The organism is Dorea ammoniilytica (genome assembly GCF_025567415.1).
GTDB classification, from domain to species: domain Bacteria; phylum Bacillota; class Clostridia; order Lachnospirales; family Lachnospiraceae; genus Claveliimonas; species Claveliimonas ammoniilytica.
Genome location: NZ_JAOQJV010000002.1, coordinates 41,409 through 58,123, shown reverse-complemented (window position 1 = coordinate 58,123; position 16,715 = coordinate 41,409). Strand labels below are relative to the sequence as shown.

The following is a 16,715-nucleotide window of genomic DNA, read 5'->3' as shown; positions in this document are numbered from 1 at the left end:
ACCACCGATTACTGCAGACGCATTCCGCAGACAGCACAGAAATTCTCACCTGCTTTTACCGTGCTCCCGCACTGCGGACACATCCGAACCGCTGGTGTTGCCGCAATTTCATTTTTGATTCTGGTTATTTTATCAAATAACGGTAACAACTGTGGAAGCGGATCCTCAAAACCACCTTCATAATACGCCTGTCCAAGTTCCATATACGCCTGCTTCAGGCTCTCGTTTGTGTCTATTTTCTCTGAATTTACAAATACTGTTTTCTCTAATCCCATCATTCATTTCTCCCATCTATGCCAGTTTAAAGTTTCTTCTGGATATTTCGCCATTCAGCTGAATATAGATTTCAGTAGTTCTTGGCAGATAATAATTCCGTCCTGCTCCCAATGGCTGACCACTGCTCAAAAATACTGTCATCCGCTGTGAAGGAGTCACGCAATACTCACCGTACTCCGGCACATAATACACCGCTGCCACACATTGTCCTTCTGCCGGTCGCTGTCTTGTCCAGCCGATCACACCTGATGCATCTTCCACAAATACCGGTTCTTTCTCTGTAAGTTCCAATGCTTTGCCGATGTATTCCCCCTGGCAGCCAATAATCGCACCATAAAATTCCTGGCGGTCATTCATCTGATATTTCTGTTCTTCTGCAATATTATTCTGCTCCTGCCGTGCTCCCCAGGAATCCCGATTGATGTAATCCGTCTGCTGTCTACCGCCCTGTTCCCAGACTGTACCCGGTCGCACTTCACCGCTGGTCATCCCTGTGCGTCTGGAAATCGTTCGCACTCTTCTTTTCTCTGCCGTCGTGTCTTTTACTGCAATTCCAACAATACAGAGAATGATAGATACAATCTGCATAACTGTCCAGAATATAGCAGGGAGATAATTCACTTTTACCACATTTCCCATACCAAAATACGATGCCATAGTTTTTATCGTATCAACGCCGGAATTAGCAGCTACATATAACATTATAATAATTGCCATCATCGCTACTTCACCTATCATTCCGATGATATAAGATACATTAGACTTAAATACAAGTACCATCACCGCCACAAAGATCGTCAGCACAACCAGGATCATCCCCAGATACACATATGGTTTCACATATTCCTGCATATAGCTCTGGATCTGCTGAAGTATGTAAGGCTCATCTATTTTAGCAAATGTAATTTGAGCAAGATCCTTCATAGATACTTTCCAATTTCCGATATTGATAATTGGCATAAATACAAATGCCAGAGACAATATCATGATCGGACTTATGATATATTTTATCTTATCCTTCACATCAGTCACCTCTTTTTAATCATTCTCGATTCGTTCCAATACGTGCTTTTTCTGCCTTGCGAATACCCGGACTGTACAAATCAGCGCAGTAACACTCCCTATAATTCCGATAATTCCTGCAATGCATATGATCATTCCTGTTCCCATCATCTTATCCATCCTCCATTCACAGCCTGCTGGTATACATTTTCCAGCAGTTGCATCTCTGCATCCGTATCATTGTTCTTCATCTGCTCATAATACATGGTTCTGGCGTGTTCATAATAAGATGCAAATGCTGAATAATCTCTGTTGCTGTTAGCTTTCTGCTCCTGCTTATCTATTTCAAGAAATGCAAACCGCTTCTCGATATTGTAATCATCACCGTACAGCTCTTTCATTTGATTTAATATCGATTCCACTTCACCGAGATTTCCCTGTTTTTCATTAAGAATTGCCAGATTGTTATAAGTTGTATAAGTATCCCAGCCCTGCGTAATAATTTCCTTTGACACCTCAATCGCCTCATCGCGAAGGGATGTATTCCCCTGATTTGCCAATTCAATGTCCGTCTGTACCAGCCGTTCCAGCAAGATCATCTGATTTTCCACCGGCAGTGCATTCTTTGCCTCAAGCAGTAACGCACGTTCATCTTCCAGCTTCCCATTCTTCTCATATATCTCACTTATTAACACATACGAACGCATTTTCAGGTTATTGTCCTCAGAGACAGCAATGCACTGCTGGAATTCAGTAATTGCCGAATCCGTCTGTCCCATGGATTTCTCGATCTCGCCCTTGGCATAATAAATAGAGTCTTCTGTCAGATCATGGTCAATTGCTTCCTGCAACACCTCCTGCGCTTTATCTGTCTTACCATCATAGGCCAGTGCAATCGCATAATCGCGGTAATACAGATTATCAAATTCACCGTATTGGAATAAACGGTCAAATATTTCCACTGACTTATCATATTCTTCCAGTTCAAAATAACTTTCCGCTTCCAGATAATAAATATCCGTTATACGGTCATCAATCAGATCTGCTTTTTCACTCTTCAACACATCATACTCTACGAAATCGATGCATTTCTGGTATTCCTGTTGTTCATATAATGTATATGCATTCTGATAATAGCTTTCCAGTTTGTCCGGAAGAAGTTTAACCGCTTCTTTATAAGTATCTTCTTCCTTTTTATAATCGCCGCTTTCTCTATATGACACCTGTTCCGCTACCAGATCATTATACTTTTCCGTCTTCTCAAGCTTTATCTCATGCACGCCGTACCCAACAGTTACAATGGATATACCAAGCAGTGCAACCATCCCACCGCGGATCAGCCTATGGCGCAGCAGCAGCTGACGGTATCTTTTATCTTTTTTGTAGATATTCTGAAATGCCTGATAGAATTCCCTCGCCGTCCGATAACGTTTATTCCGGTCAACTTCAATCGATTTCATCAACACACTGGAAAACGCCTCGCTGACATGAGTTTGCAATGCATCCTTTTCTCTTCCGGTCCGGTTACGCTGCAATTTCTGTCCAGTAATCAGGTGGTAAAATGTTGCTCCCAGACTATAGATATCACTTTTTTCATCAATCTGGTCATGCATCGGGATTGACTTTGCTGACTGGGCATCCAGTGCAATAATATACTGCTCCGGCGAAGTATAACCATCCGTGTAACCAAGCACAGTATTATCATCCATATAAAAAGAAATATTAAAATCAATCAAACAGATATTGCCTTCCGGTGTCACCATAATATTCGCCGGCTTGATATCACCATGAATGATCGGCGGATTCTGACTGTGCAGATAATACAACGCACTGCACAGCTGCTGTCCCCAGCGTATCAGCTGGTTCTGTGAAAATACCGCATGTTCATTTAACAACTGCTTAAATGACTTTCCTGGCACATAAGTCATTACGGTATAATATTCGCCATCTTCCATAAAGAAATCCAGCACCTGCGGCAGATATGTATGCCGCAGATTTTTTAAAATGTCTACTTCCTGACGATTGATGTTCATGCTTACACCTTTGTGCCTGATTTTCTTCAGAATGACTTCTTTCTTCAGACGTCTGTGGTAAGCCTTGTATACATCTCCGCCACTTCCGGACTGCAGATATCCAATAATCTCATAGGTACCTGCCAGCACTCTTTTCTCGCTCATTACTTCTCATTGCCTTTCTTATCTTCGATCTTTCGCCACATTTCGTAAAAGGACCGTTCCAATCGCCACAAGGACTATCGTCATTGCAAGCAGGATAAGCCACACCTTTATTACATGACCTCCTGTCGCCTTAAAAAATGACTCTGCCTCATGTTCCAGCATCGGGAAATCCGCCTGCATTTTCAGATCCAGCTTGTTTAGTCTAGAAATACTTCCAAGCGCTTCCACAGACCACCTGCTTACCGTGCAATAAGAAATCTTCTTACCGATTCCTTTCAGCGTAAATAATATTCCGCTGAACAGCAGCTGTACAATCAGCACAAACGGTGCCACTGCCATCGCTTTGTCCCCGCTCTTAACCATTGCCGAGATAATAAACCCCATCGCAATGGATGCAAGCACGGTCAGCCACATCGTAAGCAGCACTTCCAGACGGAAATCCGACAGGAAGATTCCTTTGACATCCTTCCCGATCAGATTCAGAAATACGAATGTCAGTATTATCGACTGCACCAGTCCCAGCACGGCCTGCAGCATGAACTTTGAAAGCATATAACATGGCAGTTTCAGGTTTGCCATATATTCTCGCTTCAGGATCACACGCTCTTTGCATATTTCCTGGATTGAATCGAACATTCCGATCCAGATTCCGGAACAGCTGAGCGCAAACAGCATCGACTTTGTACTCTCATATATATCAAAAATGTTCTTGTCCGCTACGATATTTAACAATAATGCAATCAAAAACGGCTGGATCAGCAGAAGTGCGAGTCTCTGTTTGTCATTCCATAGCAGTTCACCGTAGCGCTCCGCCAGGATTCCAAACTGGCGTAGTGCTGATTCTTTCTTCCGTTTGCTCACGATTGGCTTCTCATGCATATCCGTCACATTGTTACGAAATGTGCTGGTCTGATTGCTCTGTCCAAATTTGCGCTGCCAATATTCCGGCTGTTCTGCAATCTTATTATAGATATCCACCAGATTACTGGTTCCGTAAAATGCCTCTGCCTCCTGCACATTTCCGCAGAAACACAGTCTTCCGCCCGGTCCCATGAAAATAATCTTGTCACACAAATGCAGATTCTGTGTGGTATGGGTAACCATGATAATCGTCTTATTCTGTTCCTTCGCAAGTCTGCTCAATGTTTCCATCAGATTCTTTTCCGTACCCGGATCCAGTCCTGATGTCGGTTCATCCAGGAAAAACAGCTTCGGATCTGCCAGCAGTTCTACCGCAATACTGGCTCTCTTCTTCTGTCCGCCCGACAGCTTGCGGATATAAGTATTTTGATGCTCCAGCAGATCCACCATTTTAAGCACAGCTTCAATTCGCTGTTCCATCTCCTGTTTCTTTGTATCCTCCGGCATCTTCAACTTTGCTGTATATAAAAGCATACGCTTCAATGTCAGATTCTCATAGATAATATCCTGCTGAGGCACGAATCCGATAATATTCTTCAGATGCTGAAACTGTGCAACCAGATCCACGTTATTACAATATACTTTTCCGGTAAATTCCTGTTCAAATCCGCTGATTGCATTCATCAGCGTTGTCTTACCTGCACCGGATCCTCCGATAATCGCCACAAATTCATTTGGCCTAATCTCACAGCTTACATCATTCAAGATCTGCTTTTTCTTTCTGCCTCTGCCGACAATCTTATTGACATGCGATGCACGCAGTGATATGCCTGATGTGACCGTATGATAATATACACATGTATTACAATATAACAGCTTATAATCCAAAATCTGGATGATATCTTTATCATTCAGCTCTACATTGCCAGATACGGCTCTGCCATTAACCATCACACCATTGGCGCTTCTCAGGTCATGCAGAACAGTATGATTATCCTTTCTAATAATCATGCAATGTCTCTTGGATACTCCCGGATGCCGGAGTACAATCTGGTTTTCCGGATCACGACCAATCCGTACCACCTGTCCATCCAGAGATACCCGTTTCCAGTCTTCCCGCTCATCTGAATTCTGATATAACAGCAGTACCATCTCATCCGGATTATTCACATTACCAATTCTCAACACAGTCTGGTCAAAAATATCAACAAAGCCGTCTCTCTTACTAAGCAGCTTCCGACCGCCTCCATTTTCCCAAAAGGTACCGTTACTGCTGTCCTCATCCCTATACATCAGATACGAACGTTCCAAATGTATCATGCCATGCACTTTGGATACGATTGGATCTGCAATTACAATATCGCACTTGCTTCCATCACGTCCAATGCGAAGTTCTTTTTTATTATATTTATCTAAATCAACTTCTGTGATCGCTCCATTACTGTTGATCACAGTCAACATTCTTCTCTCCATCCCTTTATATCCCTACTGCTTATATTACTTCAAAGACTTCATCCGTAGACAGCCGGAACGTCATGCCCGCTGTCAGCACTACAGGCGTCTGGATCATACTGTCATCAATATACGTATGGTTCAAAGAATCCAGATCCTCAATCCAATACGAACCACTTTGTTTAAAAATTCTCACATGTTTCCGACTGATCATCGGATTATCTTTTATCACATAATTATTACCAGCCTGCTTGCCAATATAAAATTCATCGCCCGTAACCTCAACAATCTCCTGCGTCTTCACACGCTTCAGTTTAATCGGTTCATATGCCATAAATGCCAACACGGTCTCATCATCACCCGAATACTCAGTCGTTGCCAGAACTGTCTCATCATCATTCTCATTCACCAACAGATCTGTTTCATCTGTCTCTGACGTCAGAAGTTCCGTCTCGTTGTCTTCATGGCGCAGCAATTCTGTTCCATCCGCTTCCGGCATAAACACAGACGTCTCTCTTGGCGGAATATAATCTCTTATGATTACAGACTCTTGAAATCCGATTGTATTCGCTTGCGGGATGTACACGTCTTGAATATCTTTCCATTCATCCAAATAGTTCTTCACGCTCAAATCCTCCATATATAAAATATACTAAGATGTTAAAGGGTATCATAGTTGTAGCCATCTTCAACACTTTTGGTAAAATTATACCATATATTGAAGCTTATGCCTTATAAATAAGTTAAAAATAAAGGGAAGACTGTAAACATTCTTCCCTAATACTATTTCATCCTATATATAAAAACCCCAGAAGCCTAAGCCTCTGGGGTAAATATTTGAGTTAATATTCTGATAACAGATTATAATTACTCGATGATTGTAGCAACACGTCCTGAACCTACAGTACGTCCACCTTCACGGATAGCGAAACGAAGACCCTGCTCCATAGCTACTGGGTGAATCAGTTCGATTGTCATCTCTACGTTATCTCCAGGCATACACATTTCAACACCTTCTGGAAGGTTACATACACCTGTTACGTCTGTTGTTCTGAAGTAGAACTGTGGACGGTAGTTGTTGAAGAATGGAGTATGACGTCCACCTTCGTCTTTTGTCAGAACGTATACCTGACCAGTACACTTTCTGTGGCATGTTACGCTGCCTGGTTTAATAAGACACTGACCTCTTTCGATGTCTTCTCTCTTGATACCACGAAGCAGAGCACCGATGTTATCACCAGCCTGTCCTTCGTCAAGGAGCTTACGGAACATTTCGATACCAGTTACAGTTGTCTTCTGGATCTCTTCTTTAATACCAACGATTTCAACTTCTTCGTTGAGGTGGATTGTACCACGCTCTACTCTACCAGTTGCAACAGTACCACGTCCTGTGATAGTGAATACGTCCTCGATTGGCATAAGGAATGGCTGATCTGTAGGACGCTGTGGGTCTGGGATGTACTCATCAACAGTATCCATCAGTTCCATGATCTTGTCGCCCCACTCTGAGTGTGGATCCTCAAGAGCTTTAAGAGCTGATCCCTGGATGATTGGTGTGTCATCGCCTGGGAATTCATACTCGTCAAGTTTCTCACGGATTTCCATCTCTACCAGTTCAAGAAGCTCCTCATCGTCTACCATGTCACATTTGTTCATGAATACTACGATGTAAGGAACACCTACCTGACGTGAAAGCAGGATATGCTCTGAAGTCTGAGCCATAACACCATCAGTTGCAGCTACTACAAGGATAGCTCCATCCATCTGAGCAGCACCAGTAATCATGTTCTTAACGTAGTCAGCATGTCCTGGGCAGTCAACGTGTGCGTAATGTCTCTTAGCTGTCTCATACTCTACGTGTGCTGTAGAGATAGTGATTCCACGCTCTCTCTCTTCTGGAGCTTTATCGATGTTCTCGAAATCTACAGCTGCATTACCTTCTACTCTCTCAGACAGAACCTTTGTGATTGCTGCTGTCAGAGTAGTTTTACCATGGTCAACGTGGCCGATGGTACCGATATTACAATGTGGTTTTGTTCTTTCAAATTTAGCTTTTGCCATTTTGAATATCCTCCTTATTCAATTGCCTTCTCAGGCTTTTTTATTTTTTCATGTTAACTCGGCTAATTTTGATTATATTTCAAAATGCCCAGTTTTTCAAGCCTTTTCCATACTTTTTAAGCACAAAATACGCCTGTTTTATTATTTGCTCTCTTTACCAGATAAGATCTTCTCCTGAACTGACTTCGGAACCGGCTCATACTTCTCGAAGAACATTGAGTAGTTACCACGTCCCTGTGTTCTGGAACGAAGGTCTGTAGAGTATCCGAACATTTCTGAAAGCGGTACGTATCCACGTACAATCTTTCCACCGCCCAGATCATCCATACCTTCGATACGTCCACGACGAGAGTTGATATCACCGATAATATCTCCCATGTACTCTTCAGGCATGGTTACTTCTACCTTCATGATAGGCTCGAGCAGTACCGGAGCAGCTTTCTTCATAGCATCCTTAAATGCAAGGGAACCGGCAATATGGAATGCCATTTCACTTGAATCGACTTCATGGTAAGATCCGTCATATACGTTAGCATGAATACCAACTACCGGGAATCCTCCAAGAATACCAGACTTCATAGCTTCCTCGATACCTTCACCTACAGCTGGGATATATTCCTTCGGAATAGCACCACCGACAACAGTAGATTCAAACTTGAACAGTTCTTCACCGTTGGCATCCATAGGCTCGAATTTAACTTTACAGTGTCCGTACTGTCCACGTCCACCTGACTGTTTAGCGTATTTGCTGTCAACGTCAACTGCCTTAGTAAATGCTTCTTTGTACGCAACCTGAGGAGCACCTACATTAGCCTCTACCTTGAACTCACGCAGAAGTCTGTCTACGATGATTTCCAGGTGGAGCTCACCCATACCAGCGATGATTGTCTGACCTGTCTCGTGATCTGTATGAGCACGGAATGTCGGATCTTCTTCTGCCAGTTTAGCAAGAGACTCACCAAGTTTACCCTGAGAAGCCTTAGTCTTAGGCTCGATAGCCAGCTCGATAACCGGCTCTGGGAATTCCATAGACTCAAGGATTACCGGATGCTGCTCGTCACAGATTGTATCACCTGTTGTAGTGATCTTAAATCCAACTGCAGCTGCGATATCTCCTGAATATACTTTATCCAGTTCCTGACGTTTGTTAGCGTGCATCTGAAGGATACGTCCTACACGCTCTTTTTTATCTTTTGTTGAGTTATATACATAAGAACCTGAGTTCATAGTTCCTGAATATACTCGGAAGAATGCAAGCTTACCAACGAATGGGTCAGCCATGATCTTGAATGCCAGAGCTGAGAACGGCTCATCATCAGATGAATGTCTCTCAACTTCATTACCATCCATATCAGTTCCCTTGATAGATGGGATATCTGTAGGAGCTGGCATGTACTCAAGAATAGCATCCAGAAGTTTCTGAACACCTTTATTTCTGTAAGCACTACCGCAGCAAACTGGTACTGCTGTACACTCACATGTAGCTTTACGAAGAACTGCCTTAAGCTGGTCTACTTCCGGAATTTCGTCTTCCAGATACATCATCATAAGTTCGTCATCCAGTTCGCAGATCTTCTCTACGAGTTCTGAACGATACAGTTCAGCATCATCAGCCATATCAGCCGGGATATCTGTGATAGAAATATCATCACCCTTATCATCATTGTAGATGTAAGCTTTCATTTCCATCAGGTCAATGATTCCCTGGAAATCATCTTCTTTACCGATTGGCAACTGAAGAACGATAGCGTTCTTACCAAGTCTTGTTCTGATCTGGTCTACTGCATTGTAGAAATCAGCACCCAGGATATCCATCTTATTGATGAATGCCATTCTAGGTACATTGTATGTGTCAGCCTGACGCCATACGTTTTCTGACTGTGGCTCAACACCACCCTTAGCACAGAACACACCAACAGCGCCGTCCAGTACACGAAGTGAACGCTCTACCTCTACAGTAAAGTCAACGTGTCCCGGAGTATCGATGATGTTGATACGATGTTCCTTAGCACCTGCCTTTGGCTTGCAGTTTTCCTGCAGAGTCCAGTGACATGTGGTAGCGGCTGATGTGATAGTGATACCTCTTTCCTGCTCCTGTTCCATCCAGTCCATGGTAGCAGTACCTTCATGAGTATCACCAATTTTATAATTTACACCGGTATAGTAAAGAATACGCTCTGTAAGTGTAGTCTTACCAGCGTCAATATGCGCCATAATACCGATATTCCTGGTTCTCTCCAATGGATATTCTCTTCCAGCCATTATTGCCTCCTAAAATTAGAAACGATAGTGAGCAAACGCCTTGTTTGCTTCTGCCATCTTGTGCATATCTTCTTTTTTCTTTACAGATGCGCCTGTGTTGTTCATAGCATCCATAATTTCGTTTGCAAGTCTCTCTTCCATGGTCTTCTCGCCTCTCTTGCGTGAGAACATGGTCAGCCAACGAAGTGCAAGTGCCTGTCTTCTGTCTGCTCTTACCTCGATCGGTACCTGGTATGTTGCACCACCGATACGTCTTGCTTTAACCTCGAGTACTGGCATGATATTGTTCATAGCCTCCTCAAATACTTCGATTGCCGGCTTGCCTGTCTTTTCTTCTACTCTTGCGAATGCACCGTATACAATCTTCTGAGCTACGCCCTTCTTACCATCTAACATGATGTTGTTGATAAGCTTTGTAACCACTTTGTTGTTGTACATTGGATCCGCTAATACGTCTCTTTTCTGAGTATGTCCTTTACGTGGCACGGTTCTTCCCTCCTTAAATATATTGATTTAATTCATAGGTACTCACATGTGTCGTTCTAATGATACTGTGTAGTGCACAGGGCATACTTCAGAAAAATGTCTGCAGATACGCATTGTTCTATCTGCAGATATATCTTCTACCCTGCAACTTACTTCATCATAGTTCTGTTTGTGAATAACAGTTGTCTGCGCTTACGCGCTTATGATATCTTGTCTAAATATCTTATTTAGCGTCTTTTGGTCTCTTTGCACCGTATTTAGAACGAGCCTGGCGTCTCTTTGCAACACCTGCTGTATCAAGTGTTCCACGAACGATATGGTATCTTGTACCTGGCAAGTCCTTAACACGACCACCACGGATCAGTACTACACTATGCTCCTGAAGGTTGTGTCCTTCTCCTGGGATATAGCTTGTTACTTCGATTCCGTTAGAAAGACGAACTCTGGCGATCTTTCTAAGAGCTGAGTTAGGCTTCTTAGGTGTAGCTGTCTTAACAGCTGTACAAACACCTCTCTTCTGCGGTGCAGATGTGTCTGTTACTTTCTTTCTTAAAGAGTTGTAACCCTTCTGAAGTGCCGGAGCTGTAGATTTCTTTACAGAAGTCTGACGTCCTTTTCTAACTAACTGGTTAAATGTTGGCATTTCATTCACCTCCTACAATAAAATAAGTTACTGGTTAAACATCTAATGTTTGGCGCACAAAAAACAATGCATTTTTGTGCACACTTGAATATTTTAGTGGGTTTATCTGTAAATGTCAAGGGCTTTTATAAAGAATGTTTGAATCAGGTCAAAACAGGCAAGTTCTGATCTTATGCGATTTTATACATAAAAAAGCCGTACAAAAGAACTCTGCTTCTGCACGGCTTGGATTATTTATACTCCAGGAATGATATTTATCAAATACTCCCATCATTCTTACATGTTTCATTATAACACATACCCCGGTAAATAAAAAGCTGTTTTACTTTTTTCTCGCAACTCTCTGCCGCACTCTGCCGACTCTGCACAATATCAGGATTCCAACCGCAGCCCCTGCGCTGTCCAGTATCACATCCCGGATCTGCCCACTTCTTCCAGGTACAAAAAGCTGATGAAACTCATCGGTCGCGGCATAGAATGCAGCCCAAATCCAGGCATATCGTATTGCCTTCTTTCCACAGATACCATATGCATACGCTGTTCCCGATACGAGCATTCCAAGAATTGCATATTCTGTCGCATGTGCCATTTTACGGATTGGATATTCGATTTTTTCTGCAAAAGCATTTTGTTCTTCTGTAGTCCACGCATCAAAATCCGCCACTGCTATTTTACCGATCTGTAGTCCTACCGTATAACTCATCTCGGATGACTCTGGTGCCGGTGCAGCCGAGAACCAGAAAATCACCATCATCCAACATAAAGCAAGAACAGGAAGTAAGATTTTACTGATTTTTGACAATGTCTTATTCTTTTTACAATCCAAGGACATCTGCGATTGCTCCCATTTCTTCCAAAGCCACATCAATCAAGTCATCCAGACTGAGCCCGGTAAACTCGATTGCTTCCATATAATCTCTGTTGGCACCAGATGCAAATCGGAGTTCATTAAATCGTTTCATGACAGATTTATGTTTCACGCTTGCAATTTTCTTATCCGGATAGATCTGTGCAACTGCCTTAACAAACCCGCTCATCGGATCTGCCGCAAGCAGTGCATACTGCAGATTGGTCTTAGCTTTCATGCCACATTTCGGATTGTGCGCTTTTATAGCATCCCCAAGAACCGGATCATCTATTCCTTCTTTTTTCAAAATTTCTACTGATGTCGGTCCATGCACGGACATATCGTGCTGCCAGTCACACTGTTCTTCATCCAGATCATGTAAAAGTCCTGCAATTCCCCAGTACTCCACTTCGTCCGGTGCAAGTCTTTTGGCAAGTCCTTTCATAATCGCTTCCACTGCATAAGAGTGCTGAATGTAGCGTTCACCTTTCATATATTTCATCAAAATATCATGTGCCTGTTCTCTGGTAATTCTCTCTGCCATAATTCTGCCTCCTGATTCAGATGCCCGTCAGACCTTTGGTCCCTGGCATCATATATAAAGAATACTCAGCGACAGTATCTGCCCCTGAGTATTCCATATCATTTATTGTTCTCTTTCAATCAGATGGATTTCCATATCCATTCCCATGCTGTCCGCAATACGGTTCAGCATATCCACAGTCGGACTGTGTTTACCGCTTTCCAGACGTGCGATATTTGGACGCTTTACACCAGATACGTCTGCGACTTCCTGCTGAGTCAGTCCCATTTCCTTTCTGGCCTGCTTATACATTCTTCCAACCGCAACGCTCATCTTCTCCTGGTAAGCTTTGATCACATATACGTTGGTACCTTCGTCTTCCAGATCCACGATCATACCTTCAGCTGCCCGCATGGCTTTAATTTCCTCTACGGTCATCGGACCTTTTCTTACTCTTTCCGGTTCAACATTTTTATTGCTCATGTTCTACGCTCCTATTGTACATCATCCACTTCTTCTGAAAATACCAGATCGTCATCCAACGTGATCTCGTCATTCATCTCGAGTTCTGTACTCAGTTTGACATCACGATACTTTCTCATACCGGTACCAGCCGGAATTGGCTTACCGATAATTACATTTTCCTTCATACCACACAAATGGTCTACCTTACCCTTAATAGCTGCTTCGGTAAGAACCTTTGTGGTCTCCTGGAATGATGCTGCTGAAAGGAATGAGTTCGTTGCAAGAGATGCCTTAGTAATACCAAGCATGATCTGCTCACCAGTTGCCTGCTCAAGTCCTTCTGCTGCAAGCTCTTCGTTCTTATCCTCAAACTCAAGTACATCAACCATTGTTCCCGGAAGGAATCCGGATTCTCCTGCTTCCTCGATGCGGATCTTCTTCAGCATCTGACGAACCAGCACCTCGATATGCTTATCGTTGATTTCTACACCCTGCAGACGGTATACTCTCTGTACTTCCTGGATCATGTAATCCTGCACCGCACGAAGTCCTTTGATCTTCAGGATATCATGTGGGTTAACGCTACCTTCTGTCAGCTCATCACCGGCTTCCAGTACAGCTCCATCAGCGATCTTAATTCTTGATCCATAAGGAATCAGATAAGCCTTAGACTCGCCTGTTTCCTGATTGGTAACGATGATCTCACGTTTCTTCTTCGTATCGTTGATTGTGGCAACTCCGCCGAACTCTGTGATAATTGCAAGTCCCTTTGGCTTTCTTGCCTCAAAAAGCTCTTCGACACGAGGAAGACCCTGTGTGATATCGTCTCCGGCTACACCACCACTATGGAATGTACGCATGGTCAGCTGTGTACCAGGCTCTCCAATAGACTGTGCTGCGATGATTCCAACAGCCTCACCAACCTGTACCGGCTCTCCGGTTGCCATGTTGGCTCCGTAACACTTCGTGCAGACACCATTGTGTGCCTTACATGTCAGGATGGTACGGATCTTCACCTGCTTGAGTGATTCACCATTTTCATCAACACCGTATTTCATAATCTTCTCCGCACGTTTCGGTGTAACCATGTGGTTCGCCTTTACGATTGGGTTACCATCTTTATCTACTACGTCCTCTGCAAGGTAACGTCCTGTAATACGCTCCTGCAGACTCTCAATTTCTTCTTTTCCATCCATGAATGCTTTTACATACATTCCCGGAATCGGCTTGCCTTCCTGAGCACAATCCACATCGTGGATGATCACGTGCTGGGAAACGTCTACCATTCGTCTGGTCAGGTAACCAGAGTCGGCAGTACGAAGTGCTGTATCTGACATACCTTTTCGAGCTCCATGCGCTGACATGAAATACTCCAGAACGTCCAGACCTTCACGGAAGTTAGACTTGATAGGAAGCTCGATCGTACGTCCGGTTGTATCAGCCATCAAACCACGCATACCTGCAAGCTGTTTGATCTGCTTATCAGAACCACGGGCTCCTGAGTCAGCCATCATGAAGATGTTGTTGTATGCATCCAGACCGTCCAGCAGAACCTTAGTCAGGGCATCATCGGTTGTCTTCCATGTCTCTACGACTTCCTTATAACGTTCTTCCTCTGTGATCAGACCACGCTTGAAGTTCTTCGTGATCTTATCTACAGTTTCCTGAGCCTGAGCGATCATTTCCGGCTTCTCCGGCGGTACCGTCATATCGGCGATCGCTACGGTCATGGCAGCTCTTGTAGAATATTTGTATCCGGTTGCTTTTACCGCATCCAGTACTTCTGCTGTAGCTGTTGATCCATGTGTATTAATAACTTTCTCCAGAATCTGTTTCAGCTGTTTCTTACCTACGTGGAAGTCAACTTCCAGAAGCAGCTCGTTGCCCTCAACTTCACGGTCAACAAATCCGAGATCCTGAGGAATAATCTCATTAAAGATAAATCTTCCCAGTGTAGACTCTACCGTTCCTGTCTTAACAGTTCCGTCCGGCATAGTCTTAGATACACGCACCTTGATACGTGAATGCAGTGTAACTGCCTGGTTCTCATAAGCCAGAATTGCTTCATTTACACTCTTGAAGCACTTGCCTTCTCCGACAGCTCCCGGTCTCTCCTGTGTCAGATAGTAAATACCAAGGACCATATCCTGTGAAGGTACCGCTACCGGACCACCATCCGACGGTTTCAGCAGGTTATTTGGCGACAGAAGAAGGAATCGGCACTCTGCCTGTGCTTCCACTGACAGCGGAAGATGTACCGCCATCTGGTCTCCATCGAAGTCCGCGTTGTACGCTGTACAAACCAGCGGATGAAGCTTAATCGCCTTACCCTCTACAAGGATAGGCTCAAACGCCTGAATACCAAGTCTATGCAGTGTAGGGGCACGGTTCAACATAACCGGATGTTCTTTGATAACATCTTCCAGCACATCCCACACCTCTGGCTGAAGCTTCTCTACCATCTTCTTGGCATTCTTAATATTATGGGCTGCTCCGCTCTGAACCAGTTCTTTCATAACGAAAGGCTTGAACAGCTCGATAGCCATCTCTTTCGGCAGACCACACTGATAGATCTTCAGCTCCGGTCCTACTACGATAACCGAACGTCCTGAGTAGTCAACACGCTTACCCAGCAGGTTCTGACGGAAACGTCCTGACTTACCTTTCAGCATATCAGACAGAGACTTCAGTGCACGGTTACCAGGTCCTGTAACCGGACGACCACGACGACCATTGTCGATTAATGCGTCGACCGCCTCCTGAAGCATTCTCTTTTCGTTTCTTACGATAATGTCCGGAGCTCCCAGTTCCAGAAGTCTCTTCAGACGGTTATTTCTGTTAATAATTCTTCTGTACAGATCGTTCAGGTCAGATGTGGCGAAACGTCCACCATCCAGCTGAACCATCGGTCGAAGATCCGGTGGAATAACCGGGATGTTAGTAAGCACCATCCACTCCGGCTTATTTCCTGACTCACGGAATGCTTCTACCACTTCCAGACGTTTTACGATTCTGGCACGCTTCTGTCCGGTAGCGCCCTCAAGACCTGCCTGCAGCTCTGCGTATTCTTTTTCCAGATCAATCGCTTCCAGAAGTTCTTTGATAGACTCTGCACCCATACCTACACGGAATGCATTGCCCCAGTTCTCTCTTGCTTCCTGATACTCAGCCTCAGAAAGTACCTGTTTGTACATCAGGTTCGTATCACCTGCATCCAGCACGATGTAAGATGCAAAGTACAATACCTTCTCCAGTGTTCTCGGAGACAGATCCAGAATCAGTCCCATACGGCTTGGGATTCCCTTGAAATACCAGATATGGGAAACCGGAGCCGCCAGAGCGATGTGTCCCATACGCTCTCTACGTACACTGGATTTAGTAACCTCAACGCCGCATCGGTCGCAGACTACACCTTTATAACGGATTTTCTTGTACTTTCCGCAGTGGCATTCCCAGTCCTTGCTAGGTCCGAAAATGCGCTCGCAGAAAAGTCCGTCTTTCTCAGGCTTCAGTGTTCTATAGTTAATAGTCTCAGGCTTAGTAACTTCGCCTCTTGACCACTCTAATACTTTTTCAGGTGATGCCAACCCGATTTTGATCGCATCAAAAGTCATAGGCTGGTATGTTTGTTCATTATTATTTGCTGGCATACTGGCACCC

At 44.0% G+C, this 16,715-nt stretch carries 14 protein-coding genes; all 14 read right to left on the bottom strand.

Annotated features, from left to right (window positions below; genetic code table 11):
* Window positions 1-8: 8 nt before the first annotated feature.
* A complete protein-coding gene (locus OCV65_RS02290; protein WP_262580824.1) occupies window positions 9-278 on the bottom strand; it encodes a zinc ribbon domain-containing protein in 270 nt (89 codons plus the stop codon).
* Between the two features lie 13 nt (window positions 279-291).
* Complete coding sequence (locus OCV65_RS02285; protein WP_262580823.1) at window positions 292-1,299, bottom strand: hypothetical protein; 1,008 nt, start codon at window positions 1,297-1,299, stop codon at window positions 292-294.
* A 15-nt stretch (window positions 1,300-1,314) separates the two neighbouring features.
* Entirely contained in the window at window positions 1,315-1,449 is a 135-nt protein-coding gene (locus OCV65_RS02280; RefSeq protein WP_262580821.1) for a hypothetical protein, read from the bottom strand.
* Window positions 1,446-3,455, bottom strand: a complete 2,010-nt coding sequence (locus OCV65_RS02275) for a serine/threonine-protein kinase (RefSeq protein ID WP_262580819.1) — start codon at window positions 3,453-3,455, stop codon at window positions 1,446-1,448. The genes OCV65_RS02280 and OCV65_RS02275 overlap by 4 nt, the downstream gene beginning before the upstream one ends.
* 18 nt (window positions 3,456-3,473) lie before the next feature.
* The gene (locus tag OCV65_RS02270) at window positions 3,474-5,789 is read right to left on the bottom strand and encodes an ATP-binding cassette domain-containing protein (protein WP_262580817.1); all 2,316 of its coding nucleotides are present in this window, start codon (window positions 5,787-5,789) and stop codon (window positions 3,474-3,476) included.
* Between the two features lie 19 nt (window positions 5,790-5,808).
* Window positions 5,809-6,393, bottom strand: coding sequence for an FHA domain-containing protein (locus OCV65_RS02265; protein WP_262580816.1), 585 nt, complete (start codon window positions 6,391-6,393; stop codon window positions 5,809-5,811).
* Window positions 6,394-6,635: 242 nt separating this feature from the next.
* Window positions 6,636-7,829, bottom strand: coding sequence for an elongation factor Tu (gene tuf, locus OCV65_RS02260; protein WP_262580815.1), 1,194 nt, complete (start codon window positions 7,827-7,829; stop codon window positions 6,636-6,638).
* 141 nt (window positions 7,830-7,970) lie between these two features.
* A complete protein-coding gene (fusA, locus tag OCV65_RS02255; RefSeq protein WP_118452103.1) occupies window positions 7,971-10,091 on the bottom strand; it encodes an elongation factor G in 2,121 nt (706 codons plus the stop codon).
* Between the two features lie 15 nt (window positions 10,092-10,106).
* Window positions 10,107-10,577: a 30S ribosomal protein S7 gene (rpsG, locus tag OCV65_RS02250; RefSeq protein ID WP_199665892.1), complete on the bottom strand. Its 471-nt coding sequence runs from the start codon at window positions 10,575-10,577 to the stop codon at window positions 10,107-10,109.
* A 223-nt stretch (window positions 10,578-10,800) separates the two neighbouring features.
* Window positions 10,801-11,220 (bottom strand): 30S ribosomal protein S12, encoded by a 420-nt coding sequence (gene rpsL / locus OCV65_RS02245; RefSeq protein WP_118384151.1) that lies wholly within the window; start codon window positions 11,218-11,220, stop codon window positions 10,801-10,803.
* A 322-nt stretch (window positions 11,221-11,542) separates the two neighbouring features.
* On the bottom strand, window positions 11,543-12,052 hold the full coding sequence (locus OCV65_RS02240; RefSeq protein WP_262580814.1) for a VanZ family protein: 510 nt from the start codon (window positions 12,050-12,052) through the stop codon (window positions 11,543-11,545).
* Complete coding sequence (locus OCV65_RS02235) at window positions 12,036-12,611, bottom strand: HD domain-containing protein (protein ID WP_262580813.1); 576 nt, start codon at window positions 12,609-12,611, stop codon at window positions 12,036-12,038. Before OCV65_RS02235 ends, OCV65_RS02240 begins: the two co-directional genes overlap by 17 nt.
* A gap of 102 nt (window positions 12,612-12,713) precedes the next feature.
* Complete coding sequence (locus OCV65_RS02230) at window positions 12,714-13,073, bottom strand: helix-turn-helix transcriptional regulator (protein WP_243007126.1); 360 nt, start codon at window positions 13,071-13,073, stop codon at window positions 12,714-12,716.
* A gap of 11 nt (window positions 13,074-13,084) precedes the next feature.
* On the bottom strand, window positions 13,085-16,705 hold the full coding sequence (rpoC, locus tag OCV65_RS02225; protein ID WP_262580812.1) for a DNA-directed RNA polymerase subunit beta': 3,621 nt from the start codon (window positions 16,703-16,705) through the stop codon (window positions 13,085-13,087).
* Between the last annotated feature and the right edge of the window lie 10 nt (window positions 16,706-16,715).